17 protein-coding genes and 5 pseudogenes are annotated in these 19604 nt (G+C 59.5%); 14 read left to right on the top strand and 8 right to left on the bottom strand.

All coding sequences use genetic code 11. The features are described from left to right. Positions 1 to 274: LysR family transcriptional regulator (locus tag NKI63_RS27295; protein ID WP_352823957.1), on the bottom strand; the 274-nt coding region annotated here is incomplete at its 3' end. Between the two features lie 122 nt (positions 275 to 396). On the opposite strand from NKI63_RS27295, the gene NKI63_RS27290 reads away from it, so the two are divergent. The 8 genes and pseudogenes from NKI63_RS27290 to NKI63_RS27255 all read left to right on the top strand — a co-directional run bounded on the left by NKI63_RS27290 (position 397) and on the right by NKI63_RS27255 (position 5433). Further along, entirely contained in the window at positions 397 to 864 is a 468-nt protein-coding gene (locus tag NKI63_RS27290; protein WP_352823956.1) for an ATP-binding cassette domain-containing protein, read from the top strand. Positions 865 to 950: 86 nt separating this feature from the next. After that, a pseudogene (locus tag NKI63_RS27285) lies at positions 951 to 1524 on the top strand (amidohydrolase family protein); the annotation flags it as partial. A 35-nt stretch (positions 1525 to 1559) separates the two neighbouring features. After that, positions 1560 to 2312 (top strand): SDR family NAD(P)-dependent oxidoreductase, encoded by a 753-nt coding sequence (locus tag NKI63_RS27280; RefSeq protein WP_352823955.1) that lies wholly within the window; start codon positions 1560 to 1562, stop codon positions 2310 to 2312. Between the two features lie 19 nt (positions 2313 to 2331). Then, positions 2332 to 3171, top strand: a complete 840-nt coding sequence (locus tag NKI63_RS27275) for a transketolase (RefSeq protein ID WP_352823954.1) — start codon at positions 2332 to 2334, stop codon at positions 3169 to 3171. Beyond that, positions 3168 to 4190, top strand: a complete 1023-nt coding sequence (locus NKI63_RS27270; protein WP_502895560.1) for a transketolase family protein — start codon at positions 3168 to 3170, stop codon at positions 4188 to 4190. The genes NKI63_RS27275 and NKI63_RS27270 overlap by 4 nt, the downstream gene beginning before the upstream one ends. Positions 4191 to 4296: 106 nt before the next feature. Then, positions 4297 to 4583: pseudogene (locus tag NKI63_RS27265) on the top strand (transposase); the annotation flags it as partial. 71 nt (positions 4584 to 4654) lie between these two features. Beyond that, a pseudogene (locus tag NKI63_RS27260) lies at positions 4655 to 4810 on the top strand (ATP-binding protein); the annotation flags it as partial. Between the two features lie 266 nt (positions 4811 to 5076). Continuing rightward, positions 5077 to 5433: a hypothetical protein gene (locus NKI63_RS27255; RefSeq protein ID WP_352453730.1), complete on the top strand. Its 357-nt coding sequence runs from the start codon at positions 5077 to 5079 to the stop codon at positions 5431 to 5433. A gap of 138 nt (positions 5434 to 5571) precedes the next feature. Here the strand turns inward: NKI63_RS27255 and NKI63_RS27250 are convergent, their stop codons facing one another. After that, on the bottom strand, positions 5572 to 6540 hold the full coding sequence (locus tag NKI63_RS27250; RefSeq protein ID WP_352823953.1) for a glycosyltransferase family 10 domain-containing protein: 969 nt from the start codon (positions 6538 to 6540) through the stop codon (positions 5572 to 5574). 536 nt (positions 6541 to 7076) lie between these two features. Between NKI63_RS27250 and NKI63_RS27245 the strand changes: the two are divergent. After that, positions 7077 to 8199: pseudogene (locus tag NKI63_RS27245) on the top strand (site-specific integrase). 242 nt (positions 8200 to 8441) lie between these two features. Here NKI63_RS27245 and NKI63_RS27240 read toward each other — a convergent pair. Then, positions 8442 to 10103 (bottom strand): tannase/feruloyl esterase family alpha/beta hydrolase, encoded by a 1662-nt coding sequence (locus NKI63_RS27240; RefSeq protein WP_352711118.1) that lies wholly within the window; start codon positions 10101 to 10103, stop codon positions 8442 to 8444. A gap of 191 nt (positions 10104 to 10294) precedes the next feature. Here NKI63_RS27240 and NKI63_RS27235 point away from each other — a divergent pair. Further along, a pseudogene (locus NKI63_RS27235) lies at positions 10295 to 10612 on the top strand (integrase); the annotation flags it as partial. Between the two features lie 2 nt (positions 10613 to 10614). On the opposite strand, the gene NKI63_RS27230 reads toward NKI63_RS27235, so the two are convergent. The 4 genes from NKI63_RS27230 to nadE form a co-directional block, all read right to left on the bottom strand. After that, the gene (locus tag NKI63_RS27230; RefSeq protein WP_352453904.1) at positions 10615 to 10872 is read right to left on the bottom strand and encodes an aminopeptidase; all 258 of its coding nucleotides are present in this window, start codon (positions 10870 to 10872) and stop codon (positions 10615 to 10617) included. Between the two features lie 56 nt (positions 10873 to 10928). Beyond that, on the bottom strand, positions 10929 to 11081 hold the full coding sequence (locus tag NKI63_RS27225; protein WP_352453905.1) for an aminopeptidase: 153 nt from the start codon (positions 11079 to 11081) through the stop codon (positions 10929 to 10931). 451 nt (positions 11082 to 11532) lie between these two features. After that, the gene (locus tag NKI63_RS27220) at positions 11533 to 12615 is read right to left on the bottom strand and encodes a sensor histidine kinase (RefSeq protein ID WP_352823952.1); all 1083 of its coding nucleotides are present in this window, start codon (positions 12613 to 12615) and stop codon (positions 11533 to 11535) included. A 404-nt stretch (positions 12616 to 13019) separates the two neighbouring features. Then, positions 13020 to 13394: an NAD(+) synthase gene (nadE, locus tag NKI63_RS27215; protein ID WP_502900517.1), complete on the bottom strand. Its 375-nt coding sequence runs from the start codon at positions 13392 to 13394 to the stop codon at positions 13020 to 13022. Positions 13395 to 14365: 971 nt separating this feature from the next. On the opposite strand from nadE, the gene NKI63_RS27210 reads away from it, so the two are divergent. Next, entirely contained in the window at positions 14366 to 16432 is a 2067-nt protein-coding gene (locus NKI63_RS27210; protein WP_352823951.1) for a carbamoyltransferase family protein, read from the top strand. An 85-nt stretch (positions 16433 to 16517) separates the two neighbouring features. Here the strand turns inward: NKI63_RS27210 and NKI63_RS27205 are convergent, their stop codons facing one another. Beyond that, a complete protein-coding gene (locus tag NKI63_RS27205; protein ID WP_352823950.1) occupies positions 16518 to 16694 on the bottom strand; it encodes a hypothetical protein in 177 nt (58 codons plus the stop codon). Between the two features lie 319 nt (positions 16695 to 17013). Here NKI63_RS27205 and NKI63_RS27200 point away from each other — a divergent pair, with 319 nt between their 5' ends. From NKI63_RS27200 to NKI63_RS27190, 3 genes are all read left to right on the top strand, one after another. Next, on the top strand, positions 17014 to 18192 hold the full coding sequence (locus tag NKI63_RS27200) for a glycosyltransferase family 9 protein (protein WP_352823949.1): 1179 nt from the start codon (positions 17014 to 17016) through the stop codon (positions 18190 to 18192). Positions 18193 to 18736: 544 nt separating this feature from the next. Next, positions 18737 to 19021 carry a type II toxin-antitoxin system TacA family antitoxin gene (locus NKI63_RS27195; RefSeq protein WP_352453587.1) on the top strand — a complete coding sequence of 95 codons (285 nt, stop codon included), beginning with the start codon at positions 18737 to 18739 and terminating at the stop codon, positions 19019 to 19021. After that, positions 19022 to 19531: a GNAT family N-acetyltransferase gene (locus NKI63_RS27190; RefSeq protein WP_352818668.1), complete on the top strand. Its 510-nt coding sequence runs from the start codon at positions 19022 to 19024 to the stop codon at positions 19529 to 19531. Positions 19532 to 19604 lie beyond the last annotated feature (73 nt).

Below are 19604 nucleotides of genomic sequence, written 5' to 3'. Positions count from 1 at the left end.
GACTGACGCGCAGGCTAAGCTGGAAGCTTTCGCGCTGCCGCACAATGGCATTACGCACCTCGCGTATGGATTCGAAAGCCTGGGTCGTGGTCTGGAAGAGCCGCTCACCGTCGATCGTGAGCGAGAGATGGCGCTTTTCGCGCTGAAAAAGCCGCACCCCGAGTTGGTGTTCGAGCAGCCGCAGCTGCTGGCTGACCGCCGAAGGTGTCACCTGCAATTCCTGAGCGGCCTTTGCCACGCCGCCGAGCCGCGCGACTGCCTCGAAATGCGCCATCGAATTGAACTTGATGTCTGACCTCGTCCTCGTCAGTTAAGCTCAGCTACACAGAATGTTAAGAAACGAAAATTGAGCCGAATGTCAATCGGTCGCACAGTGGTCCCGGAAGGAGATACAGGATGGAGCCGAGTTCAACCCAAAGCTTGGGTAGCGCCGGCAACGTGCCGGGAGTTGGACAGGTATTGACCAGGAAGCCCCTGATCGAAGCTGCCAATATCGAGAAGAGTTATGACGCAACCCGTGTCCTGCGGGGTGTGAGTTTTCAGGTCCGGGCCGACGAAATCCACGCGCTCCTGGGCGGCAACGGCGCCGGCAAAAGCACTCTCATCCGCATCGTCACAGGGCTGACCTCACGCGAAGCCGGCGAGATTGGCTTCGCCTCGTCGAAGGCCGACCACAACAGCCCGATCATCGCGGTGGTGCATCAGGAGCTGGCGCTGTTGCCCGAGCTGTCCGGTCGCGGAAAACATCGGCATTGTGCATGCGAGGTCGGGCTGGTCGCAGATCAGCCGTCGCCGCACGCGCGAAACTGCGCTCGGAGCGCTCCAGCTGATCGACCCAGCGATCGGCGAAGCGATGATCGATAATGCCGGCACGCAAATTGTCCCTCCACGAAGGCCAGATCGTCCGGATCGCTCGTGCCCTTTCCACCGGAGCCGAAGTGCTGCTTCTCGATCCCGGCGATCCGGTTGGGGAAACGCGCTGGCTGCAGGAGATCGCCAACAAGCGAGGCTTTCCGCATGGCATCGTCGGCTATGCCGACCTGTCCCAACCCGACGTCGGCGACCTCCTCGACCGCCACATGGAATATCCGAACTTCCGCGGCATGCGGCAGCCGATGAATTATCATCCCGACCCCGCCAAGACCTATCTGGCGCGGCCGGAGGTCAGTCGTACGCCCGAATGGCGGCGCGGCTTCCGGGAGCTGGCGAAGCGCGGGCTGAGCTTCGACCCGCAGCTCTACTATCCGCAGATGAGCGACTTCCTCGAACTGGCGCGCGACTTTCCCGACGTGCAGATCATTCTCAATCACACCGGCATGCAGGTCGACGGCGCCGAGCATCGAGGAGGCGATCGCAGCCTTCGGCGTCGGCCGCTCGATGTTCGCGACGAACTTCCCCGTCGACAAGCTGTTCTCGAGCTTCGACGCCATTTTGAACGCCTTCAAGGAAATTACGATCGCCCACCCGCATGAGGAGCGGCTCGCGCTGTTCCATGACAACGCCGCCCGGTTCTACCGACTTTAGATCACCGGCAAACAGAAATAGCAGGAGAGTTCGACTTGTTGCTGAAGGGCAAGGCCGTGGTGATTTCGGGGGCCGCGGGCCCCCGGGGAATTGGCCGCTCCACGGCAGCGCTGATGGTACAGCACGGGGCTCGCGTTGCAATACTCGACCTCGATGACGGGCAAGCGCGTGACGCCGCTGCGTCGCTTGGACCCGACCATATCGGCCTTGCGTGCAACGTCGCGGACCTCGACGCCTGCAAGAGGGCGGCGGCGCAAGTGACAGAAACCTTGGGCAGGATCGATGTGCTCTGCAATAATGCGGGCGTCACGCAGCCGGTCAAGACGCTGGAGATCAGCGCGGCTGACTGGGACCGCATCCTCGATGTCAACCTACGCGGCGTGCTCCATCTCAGCCAGGCACTCATCCCGAACATGCGCGAAAATGGCGGCGGCTCGATCATCTGCATGTCGTCAGTTTCGGCCCAGCGCGGCGGCGGCATCTTCGGTGGCCCGCACTATTCGGCTGCCAAGGCGGGTGTTCTGGGGCTTGCCAAGGCCATGGCGCGCGAATTCGGTCCCGAAGGCATCCGCGTCAACTGCATCACACCGGGCCTGATCCAGACCGACATCACCGGCGGCAAACTGACCAACGCCATGCGCGCCGACATCATCAAGGGAATCCCGCTCAGCCGGCTGGGCGAGGCGCGCGACGTAGCCGGCGCCTATCTCTTCCTGGCTTCCGATCTGGCCAGCTACATCACCGGCGCCGTGATCGATGTCAACGGTGGGATGCTAATCCATGGCTGAGTGGACAACGGAGCTTGAGATGCCTCGCGCTGGCAGCAATGTCAGCCTGGCCGAACGAGCCTATCGTATCCGCCGACGCGCCGTGCGGATGGGTCAAGTCCAGGGCCAAGGTTATGTCGGACAGGCGCTGGGTGTCGCCGACGTGCTTGCCGTCGCCTATTTCCATGCGCTTCGTTACCGGCCGGAGGACACGTTGTGGGAGGGACGCGACCGCTTCCTGCTGTCGATCGGACACTATGCGATCGCGCTCTACGCGGCTCTGATCGAAGCGGGCGTGCTGCCGGAGGAAGAGCTCGAAACCTATGGCAGCGATGAAAGCCGTATGCCGATGTCCGGCATGGCGCCATACACGCCCGGCATGGAGATCACCGGCGGCTCGCTCGGTCACGGCCTTGGCATTGCCGTTGGCATGTGCATGGGGCTGATGCGCAAGCGAAGCGACAGTTTCGTCTACAATCTTTTGTCCGACGGCGAGCTCGGTGAGGGCTCGACCTGGGAAGCCGCGATGTCGGCCGCCCACCACAAGCTCGACAATCTCATTGCCATTGTCGACTTCAACAATCAGCAGGCCGATGGTCCGTCGACGGCCATGCTCTCCTCCGAACCGGTGACCGACAAGTTCGAGGCTTTCGGCTGGCATGCGCAGCGCGTCGACGGCAACGACATCGAGGCGGTCCGCAAGGCCTTCGACATGGCGCGCGGCCTGAAGGAACCTCGTCCGCGTGTGATCGTTTGCGATACGCGCATGGCCAAGGGTGTGCCATTCCTGGAAACCCGCGACATCACGCATTTCATCCGCGTCGAACCGCACGAATGGACGTTAGCGCTCGAAGCTTTGGAAAAGGGACGTCCGCGTTGAGGTTGTCAAAGTTCGCGCCGCGCCACGCCGCCAATGCCGGTGAGCGCAAGACCACATCGGCGATGATCGCGTCGATCGCGCCCGATGGCGTACCGACACGCAATGCGCCGTTCGGGCACACACTGGCCAGACTGGCGCACCAGCGGCCCGGGATAGTTGGCCTGACGGCGGACCTCGCGAAATACACCGATCTCCATGTCTTCGCACAGGAGCATCCGGACCGCTTCTATCAGATGGGCATGGCGGAGCAGGTGCTGATGAGCGCCGCCGCCGGCTTGGCGCGGGAGGGTTTTACGCCCTTCGCCACCACCTACGCCGTCTTCGCATCGCGACGTGCCTACGATTTCATCTGCATGGCAATCGCCGAGGAGAAACTCAATGTGAAGATCGTCTGCGCCTTACCGGGGCTGACGACCGGCTACGGCCCCAGCCACCAGGCGACGGAGGACATCGCGATTTTCCGTGGGATGCCGAACCTGACGATCATCGACCCTTGCGACGCGCTCGACATCGAACAGGCCACGGAGGCGATCGCGGACTACAACGGGCCGGTCTACATGCGGCTTTCGCGCGGTAAGGTTCCTGTCGTGCTCGACGAAGACGACTATACATTTGAAATCGGCAAGGCGCGAATGCTGCGCGAGGGCGCGGACGTATTGTTCATTTCCAGCGGCCTGATGACCATGCGCGCGCTGGAGGCCGCGAAGGCGCTTGAAGCCGACAGGATCGGCTGCGCCGTTCTGCACGTTCCGACGATCAAACCTCTGGATACGGAGGCGATACTCGCTGCGGCGCGCCGTTCGGGACGGCTGGTGGTGGCGGCGGAGAACCACACCATCATTGGTGGCCTTGGCGAAGGCGTTGCCGCGCTGCTGATGCGCGAGAGAGTGACCCCAGTCTTTCGCCAGATCGCCCTGCCCGACGAGTTCCTCGACGCTGGCGCGCTGCCGACGCTTCACGATCGCTACGGGATCTCAACTTCCGAGCTCGTGCGCCGCGTCCGCATTTGGAGCGAATGAGAAGTAAGAGCTCTCCCCACACAACAGTTGAGTCATCGACCTTGACCTTGCCCCTCTTATCTAATCCGGTTTGAAGTTCGTTCTGGCCCATCGAGAGGACCAGGACATGAAACGTAGCCGCTTCTCTGAAGAGCAGATCATCGGAATTTTGAAGGAACATGAGGCCGGGGTATCGGTTGCCGATCTGTGCCGCAAGCACGGGGTCAGCGACGCCTCGATTTACAACTGGAAGGCCCGCTTCGGCGGGATGGATGTCTGCGAGGCTCGGCGACTGAAGGCTCTGGAGGACGAGAACACGCGGCTGAAGCGGCTTTTGGCCGACGCCATGCTCGACAATGCCGCGTTGAAGGATCTTGTGGGAAAGAAATGGTGACGCCCGCGGCCAAGCGGAAACCTTTCCAGCGACCAGATCGATCAACTTCAACGCCGACTGCAACGGACCAGGCGATCAAGGAAAGGTGCATCATGAAGCATTCGCGGAGCCGACAATAGCCGACGCCATTCTCGACCGGATCATCCACAACGCCCATCGCATCACCCTCGAAGGCGACAGCATGAGAAAGCAAAAAACACCGCCGCCCTTGACCGGCGCCGAAAACGGCGAAATCAATCGCAAATGACTTCAACCAGGCAACCGAGCGCCGACCCCATCCTGCTGTCCGAGAATTAGTGAAACTGCTGTCCGCGATTTAGCGGAACGACTGTCCCGTTTTTGCGAAATACGCACGTCCGACGCAGCTTGCGTTGACAGAGGCGGTTTTACGCGCAGTTGCAATAGCACTTCCGCCGGCCTATTTTTGTGGAGTTCAATTGTGGTTCGGCCAAGGGCGCTTTGGGCGCCGGACCGGCCCCGTGTAAACCTCATTAAAGAGAGACGAACCCTGCCATGGAAGAATTCTTATCGCGCATCGCCACTGGTGCCGGCATCGGCCCGGCTCTCGCAGAGAAGGCCGTTGGGTTAATGCTGGGTTTCCTGCAACGCCACGCGGCCGACGGTCCCGTTGCGCGCATGATCGCGGCCATTCCCGGAGCTTCGGAATTAGTGGCGAAGTATCATGGCAACGACCCAGAGGGCGGAGGCGGCCTCATGGGGCTCGGCCAGCAATTGATGAGTGAGGGTCTCAGCATTCTAAAGATCGCCGCCATCGCCAACGAGACGATCGCCTTCGCCAAGGAACATGCCGGCGACGAACTCGTGGACGAGGTCCTCAATTCCGTTCCTGGCCTTCCCCAGTTCGTCTGATCAGCGGCAGCCGGGGGCGCATGACCTCGTGCGCCCGTGCCGGCCCGTCTGCGCAGGTAGGCATTCTCCGCCGAGCGCTCCGTACCGATCTCGCCAGACCACCAACCGCCGGGCACGCGAAGCGAGCGTTGGAGTACTTCATTCGTCTGTCCCAAAATCGACCGCAGGCGAACCGATGTGTATAACTTCCGGCGGTAAGGGTTTATCGTGAACGCTTTCGATGAAGCCCGCGAGATAAGCAAACGTATTGTATTTCTCAAGAACCAACCGCTTCGCCTCTTGTATTGCGCCGCGACGCTCCTTCCAGAGGTCCGAGTCGATGATTTCTTGAATTTTTTGGATTACGTTCTTGTCCTCTGGGTCAATCAGAACCATTGAGTCGGAAGGGAAGAACCTGGTGATTGCCGAACTGCCGTAATAGATCGGCATTGTTTCAGCAACGAAGCAGTCCATAAGCTTCTCTGTAAAATAGTAATCAGCACGAGTATTCTCGAAAGCTATACTGTAACGGTACGGTGCGAGTGCGTCCCATTTATCTCCAATCAGCCGAAAACCTCGGCCGAACAGGTCAAAATCGAGCTCCTCTCTCAGCCGTTCCAGAAACGCCAGCCGATATCGATGCCCTTTAAGCAGGGCGATGTTACTGGTAATCCATGAGAGCCGAAGCGGCTTGTCCACGACTTCGCTGACCAGAAGTTGGTCATATGTCTTTGTTACAGACCAAGACCGAGTGATAGGTGGAGACAAAACGAATCGGCGCTCTGCATTCTGCCGAGCAGCCAGCTCTGCGTCAGACGTCAGGACGATGGTATTTTTCCCCTGCCCTTCATGAAATGCGCGATGAGCTTTCGTCGGCGGTTCGCCGATTGCAAAAATTGTCCTGTTTGGACTCGCCTCGATATCAACAGGGAGCCCAAAAATAGAAGCAGAGTTAAAGACAATATGCCAATCGGGCGCGAAGGATGTCCTGCGTACAAAAGCGACATTGTTCCAGATTCCACTGCCCTTTGGAGTGAGATGGTGGATTGCATCATCCAAAACGCCCCAAGAATCCAGACATGTAGCAACAATGGGCGCCGGACGTTCCGTCAACAATTTGGTCGACAAAGCAGTTCCACCCCATTCACTTCCGTTGGACCGGGAGCAACTCGTGCATCGGGCGCAAGACCTCTCTGCACCTGAAATAGCTCGCGATCCTGATCGGTATCAAACACACGATTCTGTGCGACTTCGCGATTCTGTGCGACTTCGCGCCATTCGACAACTCATCTCTAAGACCGCGGGAATCCCTTCACTCGTGAAGGTACTCAATCGCCATTTCGGATTGCGGTAAGATTGGGCAGCATAAACCTTCCGGGACCCGCTGTCGAGGCAATTGTCGCTTTGCACCTAACCAGGTTCTTCCTCACTTTGTGTGGTGATCAGGCCGGTTGAGTGGCAGCATGCGTGCCCTCTAAAATATGGAAGTTGACTACATTCTTATTATTAATCGGGATATACGACCAGTTTAGAGGCGGCTCGCCTCTCACAGGCGACGTTTGCAGCGGCGACGGCAGATCGAGATATTGGCGGGTTGATGCCGGGGCTTTGTCCGAAATCTGTGGTCCGATTTCGGACGAAGTGACGGTCAAGATGTCCGAAATATGCTACGAATTTCGGACAAGCTTCATACACAAAGCGCCGCGGCTTTGCCCGACATCATCGATATCGTCATGCAGATGGGCGATGCCGACCTAGCCTCGTCCCCTCCCCTTCCAGCCATTGCCAATCCCAGCCTGCCTGCGCAGCTTGAGGCGCTCGCCGGCCGCGCGCGCGATTATATCGAGGCGGCGAGTTCGGCCAACACGCGCCGCGCCTACGCAGCCGACTGGAAGCATTTTTCGAGCTGGTGCCGGCGCCAAGGCATCGAGATGTTCCCGCCCGATCCTGAGGTCGTCGGGCTCTATATCGCCGCCTGCGCGTCAGGTACGGCCACTGGCGACAAAAAGCCCAACACCGTTTCAACCATCGAGCGCCGGCTTTCGTCGCTCTCCTGGAATTTTGCCCGCGCGGCCAGCCGCTGGACCGCAAGGACCGGCATATCGCCACGGTGATGGCAGGCGTTCGCAACACCCACGCCTCCCCTCCCCGGCAGAAGGAAGCGATCCTGCCCGAGGATCTGATCGCATGTTCGAGACCCTCGACCGCGGCACGCCGCGTGGTCTGCGCGACCGCGCCATGCTGCTTTTGGGTTTCGCCGGCGGCCTTCGCCGATCCGAAATCGTCGGCCTCGACGTCGGCAGGGATCAGACCGAGGACGGGCGCGGCTGGGTCGAGATTTTTGCCGATAAGGGTCTGCTTGTCACATTGCGCGGCAAAACCGGCTGGCGCGAGGTCGAAATCGGCCGCGGCTCCTCCGACGCCACCTGCCCTGTGGTCGCTCTGCAGACCTGGCTAAGACTGGCGCGCATTGCGCACGGACCGCTGTTTCGGCGCGTTGCTGGTCAAGGCAGAGCCGTCGGTGCCGATCGCTTGAACGACCAGGAGGTCGCACGCCTAGTCAAGCGCACGGCGCTCGCCGCCGGCGTGCGCGGCGATCTGTCGGAGGGCGAACGGGCCAAGAAATTCGCCGGCCACTCACTGCGCGCCGGCCTCGCCTCGTCGGCCGAGGTCGACGAACGCTATGTGCAAAAACAGCTCGGCCATGCCTCCGCGGAGATGACGCGAAATTATCAGCGCCGGCGCGATCGTTTCCGCGTAAATCTCACCAAGGCGTCCGGGCTCTGATGCCCCCGTTTTGTCCGCTGGGATGAGGCGGTCAGATCTCAGGCGATAACAATTACCTCATCGAGCACAGCGAGCGCTGTGTCCAGACTATCGGCGGCCGACGCTTCGTAGTCAGGCATGATCATCAACTGCGTTATGGCACGGCCCACAAATTCCGGGTTTAGCTTTTCCAACCGATCCTTGGTCCGGGAGACCTGTTCCGGGAATGCGCGCAGATTGAAGCGAACAAATAACGAGGTCTCTTATCCCCGACACGAATAGCTCGCGATCTCATCGGGATTTCCCTTACCGCCATAGGCAGCTTGAGTGGGATAAGCGCAGATCGGCTGGTGCTTGCCGGGGAATGCCTTGCTGCCAGCCGCGAGAGAATCCGGAGCCTTGTCTTGGTTTATCCAGCCCTCGATGGCGGCCAAAGGATCAAAGTCGTCGAAGGCTTGGCCATCGCCGCAGTGGGTCATCCCCGGGATTATGAACATGCGCACGAAACGGCGAGCCGCTTCCAAATCGCCGCCGCTTGTGACCTCGACGACTTGCTTGTACCAGCGCACCAGATCGTTGGCTGAGAAGACCGGATCGGAAAGTCCCTGAAACAAGAGCAGCTTTCCACCGTGGGCAGCGAAGCTGGCGAGATACGTGCCGGTCGCATCATTGAGCTTGGCCGTATCCGCAACGCGTGCCGGATCCTTGTCGAAGTCGAACTTCAGGGGGTCAAAATTCGGCGCCGGGGGCGTCATGAAGTAGTATTGAAGCGAGCGGGCTCCCAGAACGATGTTATTTGCATCCGACTGGGAAGTGGGGGAATTGCCCAGCTTCCACATTCTCCAGTCCGCGCCCGCAACGCCCGTATCATATGGCCAATCGCTGTAAAGCTTTTCGCCATCGGAGCTTTCCGGACCCGCGAACGCGCGGCTCATGGCCTGCACTTGACCAGCCGTGAGGCAGCTGTCCGTCTTATCGCCTTGGCAGGACAGGACCTTTGGGTCGAACCGGCACTGCTGCCAGGCGTTGATGACGCCATCCTCAATGCCATCGCGGGCATCACAGGCAGCGAGAACCGCCTTGGCGACGATGTTCAGATCCTGCTGGGAGAAGGCGCGGGATAGAATGGGATGGCCGGCCTCATCCTTGGGAGCGATGCTCATGTACTGGCGAGTATCCCAGGCTTCGGCAATGTTGGCGGCACTGAGACGAAAACCCGGGCTACCTGCAACAATGCCGTCGAACTCGAGCGGATATCGCTGAGCCGCTATCAACGCCTCACGACCGCCATTCGAGCATCCCATGAACACCGACTTTTTCGGAGCCGCCCCATAGAACTTGGCAATCACCTGCTTCGAGACCGAAGTGACTTTGCCAATGGAGGCGTACGCAAAATCAATGCGTGCGGCTTGATCGACCCCGAAAGCCGGATCGGGGCTTGGGTGCCCGCCATCCATGCTTACAACAGCGTAGCCGCGCAAGAGCCCGGGAGCCGCGGTCGAGTTCCGGCAAGGAATGGTCCCGACGGCCGGCGCCAGGAAGCCATCAACTGCGCCGCCGCCCTGGAAAAGGAACATGTCGTTCCAGGTCGTCGGAAGACGCACCTCAAACCGGGTGCCATATGATTGACCATCGACCCCCTGGCGTTTCCCGATAACACCTCGGACAAGGCAGTGCCCGCCCACTTTTACCGCCTGAGGCGAGGCGCCGGTGAATGCAGTGAAGGGATCTGCGGGGATCTCCTGCGGCTTTTGAAGGCTAGCCTCGGTAAAGATCACGCTTGGAATTTTGAGCTTGGCGATGGACCGGCACGCCTGATCCGACGCGTTTGCCGCCAGTGCAGGCGCACATACACATATGATCGCCAACATCAGTGCCAGCGTGCACCCGCGGTCCCGCAGCTTGAGCCCGTTAGCCAAGAACATACCCATCCTCCCTGGATGCGCCCGATAGCCCGAAAGCTGATCGCATTGGTAGCTAGTTGTGAGCTTTCAGTAGCTTGTCCATCCGGTCCGAGCCGGGAAAGCTGAGATTGTCGAAGCTTCAGTGACTCCAGGGGGACCGGATGAACATCCATAAGAATACCGGTCTGACGCCGCTCGGTCGAGAGCGGATTTTTTGCGCCTGGGCGCGCCGGCAGCACCTCGAGGCGTTGCCGCCTGATCCGCAGACCGTCGGCCTCTACATCACGGCCTGTGCATCCAGAAAGGTTACAGGAGACAAGAAACCAAACTCTGTGGCGACGATCGAGCGCCGTCTCTCCTCCCTGGCGTGGAATTATACGCAGCGTGGCGAGCCGCTCGATCGAAAGGACCGCCATATCGCCACCGTGCCCGCCGGCATCCGTAACAGCCACGCAAAACCGTCTGTGCAGAATGAGGCCATACTTCCCGAAGACCTGATCGCCATGCTGGAGACGGTGCTCCGCAAGACCCATCAGGTCGCCCCAGGCCAGAGCAACCGGCTCGTCCCCGGGGAGGACGAAACGGTCGACCACTCCGCTTGTTCGACTTGTGTTCGGGCGACTATCCCGGCTTCTATGCATCGCGCTTCGGCGCGGCGAGCTTTGTCCAACGCGCCAAGCCTTTGAACCGAATCGCTGTAGACGGAAGTCGCGGCGAGCTTCGCGTTGTTGATCGGAGCATCGAACCAGGCGTCGTATCCGCGGTATCCACCCCATCGTCTGTCGCGCAATCTGTTGGCGAGCGCGTCCTCAGCCGTTCGATCGCGGCCGTCTTTGCCGCAAACTATTATATGGCGGCCGCCGATGCCATTCGGGCGCGCAATATCTCAGGGGTTGAAGGATCGTCGATCAGTTTTCCGATGTCTTGGCGGGCCGCGATGATCTGCACATGACCCTGCAAAGATTGCGCGTAGTAGGAAATACTGGTGCAACTGGTCACCCCAGGCGTCAGGATAATCGTAGAACCAATCGAACGAATGCACGCATCGCGGTTTGCCTACAGCACTGCTCTCCTGTCCCGATAGCGCAAATTCGCGGTTACCTCCAGCCACGAAGAGTCGGACCAATTTTATTTGTAGGTTAGACCTTCGTCCTCGGCAAGATTGGCCAAGCGATGACTCGCTGCTGAATTGCCGGCCCGCGCGTGATGAGCGCGAAGGCGTCAGGTGCCCCCGCCGTCAAGACTCAAGCCGCAACGCAATCAGGCGGGAGTGCCTTCCGCTAGGTGGGGATGGACTGGCCGCCGAAGTCAGAAGCAGCAAGCCTGGAGCATAATGGAAGACCTCGACCATGTGAAGCAGGCCGTGAAGGGCGACCTAGCCTATTTGCAGCCACCTGCTCAAAGCCGCGACATGAAGCCAGCCGCCAGCCTGCTAGTCGACAGCAACCGTTCAGCTTGCTGCCGCCGACCGCTTGAAAACGATGGTCACCTTCGTCCCTTTGTTGGCGCTGGACTCGACGGCTAGCTGCGCCTTGGCGTTCTCGGTCAGCGATCGCGCGATCAGCGCTCCGAGCTTGCCTGGTTTGGGCCACACCTCGCCTTCCGGCAGGCCGATTCCGTCGTCCGCCACTATAACCCGGCAGCCATCGCCATTGACGACGCTGTGCAGTGTTATCGTGCCGCCATCGCGGCCCCGGAACGCATGCTTTAGTGAATTGGTCAGCAATTCGTTTACGACCAGCCCGGCCGGCATGGCGACGTTTATTGACACGGGATATGTATCCACCTTCATATCCAGGCGGATTCCCTCGACCGCATGCGAGCTCATGACCGCGGACGCGATCTGGCTGAGATAGACGCCAAGGTCGACCTCCTCCTTCGGCTCGTCGGCCGTTAGCGTCTGGTAGAGGATCGCCAGAGCGTCGACGCGACCGGCGAGCCGCTCAAACCGTCTCCGGTCGGCCTCGGTCGCGTTGCGGCTTTCCAGCCGGATCAGCGCGGTGATCATCTGCAGGTTGTTCTTCACCCGGTGCTGCAGTTCGCGCAGCAGCGTGTCTTTCTCGCTAACACGCTCCTCCGCCGAGCGCTCATCTCCCGCCTCGCCATGGGCGGATACGTCGACCAGGGCCACCAGTCGGAAGCACACCTTGCCGTTTTCGTCTTCGATCACGTTCGAATAAACGTCGACGATCGCGGGTTTGTCCTCTCCGCGCTCCAGCTTGAAGGTGCCGACCAAATCGGTTCCCTCGACCACGGCCTCGGCTAGCGGCCTGTCCTTTTGCTGATGGAGGCCTTTGCCCAAAAGGGCTGCCCAGTTTGCTCGTGTGAGCCTGGCGGCTGTCAGGCCTGACAGTTTCTCGAATTCCGGATTGGCGTAGACCACGCGCTCTTCACCGGCAAGGTCCGAAACGGCTATGGCGATCGGCACCTGGTCGAGGAATTTCTTGAACTGTTCGCTTTCCAGTGCGGTTGCAAGGTCAGGTGTATCAAGTAACTGCTCGACCGCCTCAGCCTTCTCTGAATCCGATGTCATTTGCGCGCCTGTTCTGTGCGGATGATATCAACAATGCGGCGAGCCCGCCATCGCCAAAACTGGAGCTGCATCTCACGTTTCGCATCACGCATCTGACAACCAGCTCTGCATAGCGTAACGGCCGCACGTCTAGCATTGCGACCGGCCGAAGGAGAGCGGCAAGGATCGGCTACAATCCAGGTGCCTGGAATGTCGAAGCGACCGGTCAAGTGGGTACGCTGCGGAAGATCGATAGAGCAGGCATTCAGGGAGAATGAGTTCGCGTGCCGGCCTCGGCGATACGTGCCGACACTGTCAACCTCATGACCGCATGCGGGCTGAAAGAGCAGCGCTTCGCTCCAGCGGTAATTCAGGCCGCTAGCTGCCTAACTGCGGCAAGCCCATCGATCGTGTATGTTGAGACGCTATTGCCGATGCCTAAATATCGAACCCGTCATGGCAATCGTTGTGACGGGAAGCGCTCGCTTATGGGCTGTGCTGGAATGCGCATGAAGTAGGCGCCTGTGCGCCGCATCGTTGATCTCTTGGCCTTCGAGGAAGTCGTCAATCTCATCGTATGTGAGACCGGGACGAGGTTCTCCAGGTCGGCGGTCGGAATCTTTTCCAACAAGATCAGACGGAGCGCCCAGATACACTGCCAAGGCGCGAACTCTGCGCTTGTTCAGCCCGGAAAGAGGAAGAATGTCTGCGGCACCATCGCCGAACTTGGTGAAGAAGCCCATCAAGGCCTCGGCTGCTTCGAAGCGACTTCTGAAAAAGAAGTGTGGGTTTGCTCTCATACCCTTTGCTGAAAAATGTTGTGATAGAGCGCATGGAATGCCACGCGCTTCGAATCGGAGTAGCCATCCGGGAAGCCTGAAGCCCCTTTGAAGCGCATGTCCGGCAGCTATTCATAGCGTGGATGACTTTGATCGAAACAAACGATTTCATAACTCTTCGGAAATCTTGCATGAACAAAAGCACGTCCGCACCGGTCACCCATCCAAAGGAGAAAATCTTCCATGCGCCCTGACGTGCAGTGGAGGTCGTGCCGAGAAGTGAGTTGCAACTGGCCGATCATGTCGGCGGTTCGACGCTAGTCGTCCCCAATGTTCCTGAGCTGCGAAGTCTTGCAGGCGAGCCAGCTGCCCAGCGCGATTCTGCTTGTGGCGGGCTTTTTGCCGCAGGCAGTCCGCTCGTTTGGGCAGCGGATTGGAGACCCGGCCGGCAGCGCTACCATACAACATCAGCGCACTTTACATCTACGCGGTATTGCCGGGCTTCCAGTCGGTGCCATGTTTGGCCGACGAATGACGCGATGCGGCCTCCTGCACAAGCGAAGGCGTTATCGGATGTGCGACCGGGAAGCAGGCGGACAGTGCAGCACATGTCACTCGCCTGTGCGACGGTCTTTCGGGGAATGAAATCGGGCCAGTTCACGGCGCGGCATTATTCGTCAACAGCCGCCCCTTCGCAAGGATATAGGCAGCCCGCGTCACAAGTTCGTGCTGCAGATGAAAACGGCATCGCCGGCATGCAAGTCAGCAGCCGCTCAAGATTCGATGATCCAGCCAAGCTCTCGGCGTCATGGAACGGCAGGCGCCACGATCGAAGCATCTCATGTTGATTCAGGCGGACCCTTATGAGGCGTTCTTTGATGCCGGTGATGCCTGACAGGCGGTTGCAGCTGCAAGCGACAACGCGGCCTATTTAGTTGGAAACGGTCTGAGGCAGGCCAATTTGGCTTGCCCGTCACTATGTGGAGAAAGAAATGCTGTGTCTAGGAATTAGCGGCGGACTTGACCAAGTCCATGAAAACCGATTCGAGCTTCGGAACGCCTTTATGCACGATGGCGCCGCGGTGCTCGTCCGAGACGGACGGGTGATAGCAGCCGTCGAAGAGGAACGCCTCAATCGGATGAAACACTCCAACAAGCTCCCAATTCGTTCGATTCAATACTGTCTGTCAGCGGCGGGGGTTCAGCTCAACGACATTGATCGTGTCGCGCTCTACGCCAGCGAGCCCTATGCCAACGCCATGCTTGAAGGTATGTCCGCATCGCACCCGGACATTCTCTCCATTCCGTTGGATGCTAAAACGTTGGTGCAGGATCTGTTAACGCGTGAGTTCGGCACTAAGTTGGACAGTTCGCGTATTTCATTCGTAAGTCATCATCAGGCGCACGCCGTGAGCGCCTTTGCAATGTCGGGCTTCGAACAAAGTCTCATTCTAGCGATTGATGGCTCTGGTGATTTCCTATCGGGCCTCTTGGCGGTAGGGTCTGGCACAGAAATTACGCAACTCGAGGCTTTCCCCGAGAACAATTCTCTTGGGCTGTTTTATCTCGAGACGATCCGCTATCTCGGCTACGGCTTGTTCGACGAGTATAAGGTAATGGGACTCGCGCCCTACGGCGACCCCGCTACCTATCGCGAGCTCTTCGAGCAGTTCTACGAGCTCTCCGCCAACGGCGGTGGCTACCGTGTTCACCTCGACCGCATCGGTCCGGCGTTGCTCCGCAATATCGAGGTCAGGCGAAAGGGAATGCCCTTCACCCAGCAGCATCGAGATGTGAGTGCGTCACTGCAGGAAGCGCTTGAGCGGATCGTGTTCCACATTCTCCGGCATCACCGTGAGGCCACCGGCATGAAGCGGTTGTGCCTGGCGGGGGGGGTGGCCCACAACTGCACGATGAACGGTAAGCTGCTGTATTCAGGGCTTTTCGAAGACATTTTCGTGCAACCCGCGTCTCACGACGCTGGCTGCGCATTGGGAGCTGCGCTGATAGTCTCTAACGAGATGGGCCGCCCCGCGCCGTGTGAGCGACTGCAGGAGGTCTATTGGGGTCCTGATCTCGGGAGCGAGCGCGCCGTGCAACAGGAACTGAATGCATGGGCCGGACATCTCGAGGTTGAACGCTCTGATGACGTGGCAAGCAGTGCAGCCGACTGGATCGCCAACGGCGCCGTGATCGGCTGGGTGCAGGGTCGTTCGGAGTTTGGGCCACGTGCGCTGGGCAACCGCAGCATTCTTGCCGACCCTCGGCCCGCCGCAAACAAGGACCGGATCAATGCGATGGTCAAGAAGCGCGAAGGCTATCGGCCCTTCGCGCCATCTGTGCTGGAGGAGGATGCGAGCGAATTTTTCGACCTCCCGGACGGTAGGCACGAATTTCCATTCATGAATTTCGTCGTTCGCGTGCGTGACTCAAAGCGCGCCTTGCTCGGTGCCATCACGCACGTCGACGGTACCGCTCGCCTGCAAACAGTATCGCGCAACGCCAATCCCGCGTACTGGGAGGTCATCAATGCGTTCAAGAAGCGCACAGGCACTCCAATTCTGCTCAATACGTCCTTTAACAACAATGCCGAACCGATCGTGGATTCGGTTGCAGACGCGATTGCCACCTTTCTGACGACAGAGCTGGATGGACTTGTGGTCGGGCCCTTCCTGGTAAAAAAGCGGGCTGCAACGCTGCAGGATTGGACTGCGCTTGCGGTTTCGTTGCCGCCCTATGTGTCCCTCCATCAAACCCGCGCTTACAAAGCGCCAGATCGTCGGGAGACTCACTGCGAGATCAGCACGACCCACTTCAGCAGTGACAGTGTACGAATTTCACACGACTTGTTTAATCTGCTGATGCGGATTGAGGGCGAAGCCATGTTGGGAGATCTCCTCAATACAATTGCGCCGGATCAGGCTAAGCGTGACGCTGTGATGGAGGGCCTGCGACGACTGTGGGAGCAGCGCCTCGTTCGATTGCATCCCTCACAAGCTGCTCGCATGGATCAAGACTGCGATCAAACGCTGGACCAGCATAACAGGCTCTCAGCGTGATAGAGGTGCCGCTATCCAAGCTCGGCGAATAATGGTGTTCATCGATGCCGCCTGCCACCTCACCGCTGGCAGGCAGTCGACTTCATCACAGGGTTGATTCGTCCACTTCACCTTGGACGACCGGACGCGCATAAAAAAGCGGCTGCGGCGGGTCCTTGCTAGCCACCGTGATGCGGGACCACAGCGACAGGGCGTGCCCGAGACGGTCAATGCGGCCGGCGGTGTCGTCGCCGGCGGCGAAGGTCGCATTCAGGATCAGCATCGACCAAAGAGCGAGGCCACTGCCGTTATGCTCCGAGATCTGGGGACGGCGGCATGGCGATCACCGTCTACTCGGCGTTGCCGAACTCACTGCATGCGAGACCGTGACGAAGCCCTTCACATTGCGGGTCGGGACATAGCTGGCTTCTTGGCGCGCTACCACCGCTAGAGATGCAGACTTCGCCCAACAGCTCCTGCTGGAGCGCGGCTTGGATCTGATGGCAGAATTCTTGCGGAGACGGGGACAAAGTGGGGAGCACTCCAACCTACACACGCGTCACTGGGCTATCAGTGTTGACCGTATAATCTTCGGAATGGCAATGGCATATTTTACAAAGCACGACGGCAATCAAATTATATACCGCAGCTGGGAAGAGCCGGAACAGTCAAGCGCAAGGATGAGAATTTTGGTCCTCAAGCTTGATCATGTCGGCGACTTTTGGATGTCTCTAGGGCCTCTAAAGGACCTTCGTCAGCGTTTTGCGCATGCCCACATTACGCTGGTGGTGGGAAGCTGGAACATCGCTACTGCAAAACAGTTCGACCTCGCCGACGATCACGTTGCTTTTGACTTTTTTCCTCGCAACCCAAAAGTCAAAACGCGCAAAGAAGCCGCGGACATAAGGCCGCTGCTGACCGGCGAGTTTGATCTTGCCATTGATATGCGTGTTCCGGAAGAAACAAGGCCGATCTTGCTTGAAGTTCCCGCCAGGCACCGTGCGGCGATAGTTGATCCGTACAGCATGCATCAGATCGATATTGCGATAGCGCCATTCAATCTGAAACTGCGCAGAACCATTTTCTACAAGCTGGTCCAAAAAATAGGGCTTGCTAACAAAATCCCCCGTAGATGGCTTGATTGGTTCATTGACCGTAAGCAGGTGCGTCTCCAGCATGTGTCAGAAATCCTCCTCTTTCTGGTCGCAAAGGCAGCTGCCTATTTCGAAAGCGGAGCGGGTCACCCACAGAATTCGACTACAGGCAATGCCCCGATTGTCGTGGCTCCGTTCTCCAATTCCAGCCTGCGAGATTGGCCGATTGAAAGTTTTGGCAAAGTTGTCGCTGCTCTTTCGACCCGTGGTGAGGTGGTCCTCGTTGGCCGTGGCGAATGCCTGGAAGCGCTTGAGGAGGTTGCGAAGATAGCTAGGGAACGTGGAGCCGCGAACATTCGGACGGCTGTCGACTTGTCAGAATTGGAATTCAATTGTCTCGTGAATTCGGCCGCGCTCGTCGTTTCGAACAATTCAGGCACCGGCCATGTCGCTGCCCAGCTTGGCCGCCCTACTATCGGCATTTTCACGGCGTCACATCTACCTGAGATTTGGGGGTTTCGAGGTCCCTTGGTCAGCATGCTTATGAGTGTTATTGAATGTCGCGGATGTGGTCTGGACCAAGTGCGGCATTGTCCGGTCAAAGTCCGATGCAAGTTCGACATCACGCCGGATCTCGTGATTGCCGAGGTAAACGCCTTGATGAATCATTGTAAGGGTACGGCATAAGCTTAGTGGCTCGCGGTCACCACAACCGCGATTGCCCAGCCCTTGTCGCTGATTCAATCGCTACAATCATCTAAAGGCCGAAATTCAGAATCGAATCGACTTGTTCGAAGGACCGCAGTGGCGATGTCACATTGGCCGACAGGTGGCATAGAGCGGCGCCTGAGAATGAAAGTGCCGCCGCCCAGCCTTCATAGCCGTTCCTCCTTTGTGGCGTGACGGCCCGAAAGTCGCCATCGCGTCAGATGTTCATCAGGTTCGGGATAGCCGGGGCTCGTCCGGCGACAGTCATGGCAGCGACTTCGCTTCTGGACCCGCTCATCCGGCCGCCAAAAACAAATGCGCTTCCTAAGCCGTAATTGATCCGCCGGAGCTGACCAAAGCCACCTTGCTCTGGGTTGCGGCAATGGCGACTGGGGCGAGAAGCCGAGAAGAACCGATGCGGCGAGAAATCCTGAGACCATCCGCCACGAGACGTCGCCAGGGAACGTAGTATTGCGTTCCGCGTTACACTAACGTATATACGTCCGCAGCACAGGAGCGCGCCATGGCCACCACACCCACCAGGAAGGAAGCACCCGTCTCGATGCGGTTTCGCGACGATGATCTCACCATCATCGACCGCGGCGCGGAGCTGCTCGGCCTGTCGCGCACGGAGTTCATGCGGCGCGCCGCGCTGCACGAGGCGCAGGCGGCCATCCTCAACGAAACCGTCATCCGCGTGTCCCCGGAAGCCTATGACGCCTTCATGCAGGCGATCTCAGCCCCGGCCGCTGCGCCCCCGGCGAAGGCGGCCGAGCGGCTGCGTCGGTCCCCGCCCTGGGACCGCTAGGTGGCGCTTTCAGGCATCGAACTCCTCGACCACGCACACCGCCTCGACAGCTTCGATTGCGGCAAGCCGGCGCTCCATGCTTGGCTGGCCGGCTTCGCGCGAACGAACCAGGCGCGCGGGTTTACCCGCGTCCTGGTCGTTCACGACGAGGGAACAGTCGTCGGGTATTACGGCCTCGCGCCGGGCGTGATCCAGCCAAATAGCGCACCGCGCGCCATCCGCACCGGACGCCCGCCCGATCCGATCCCCTGCCTGCTGATCGGACAACTCGCCGTCGACCACCGCTATGCCGGACAAGGCGTCGGTAGCGGCTTGGTCAAGGACGCGCTGTATCGCTGCGTCGCCGGCGCCGACATCGTCGGCGGCCGCGCGGTGGTGGTGCGGGCGATCGACGCCGAGGCAGAGCGCTACTGGCAGAGCTGGGGCTTCATTCCCGCGCGGGACAATCCGTCGGTGCTCATGCGCTCGATCCAGGACGTGAGCCTCTGGCTGGCCGACAAAGGCCACTAGCTCCGCGGGCGTAGCGCCTCCGGAAGCGGCAGGTCTGCGCGCCGGCCTGCCGCCGACCGGGCTCTAGTTGCGG

This window comes from Mesorhizobium sp. M0410, from assembly GCF_040321435.1.
Classification (GTDB): Bacteria; Pseudomonadota; Alphaproteobacteria; order Rhizobiales; family Rhizobiaceae; genus Mesorhizobium.
Note: the sequence above shows the minus strand (reverse complement) of the source record. Positions and strands in the feature narration are given on the sequence as shown.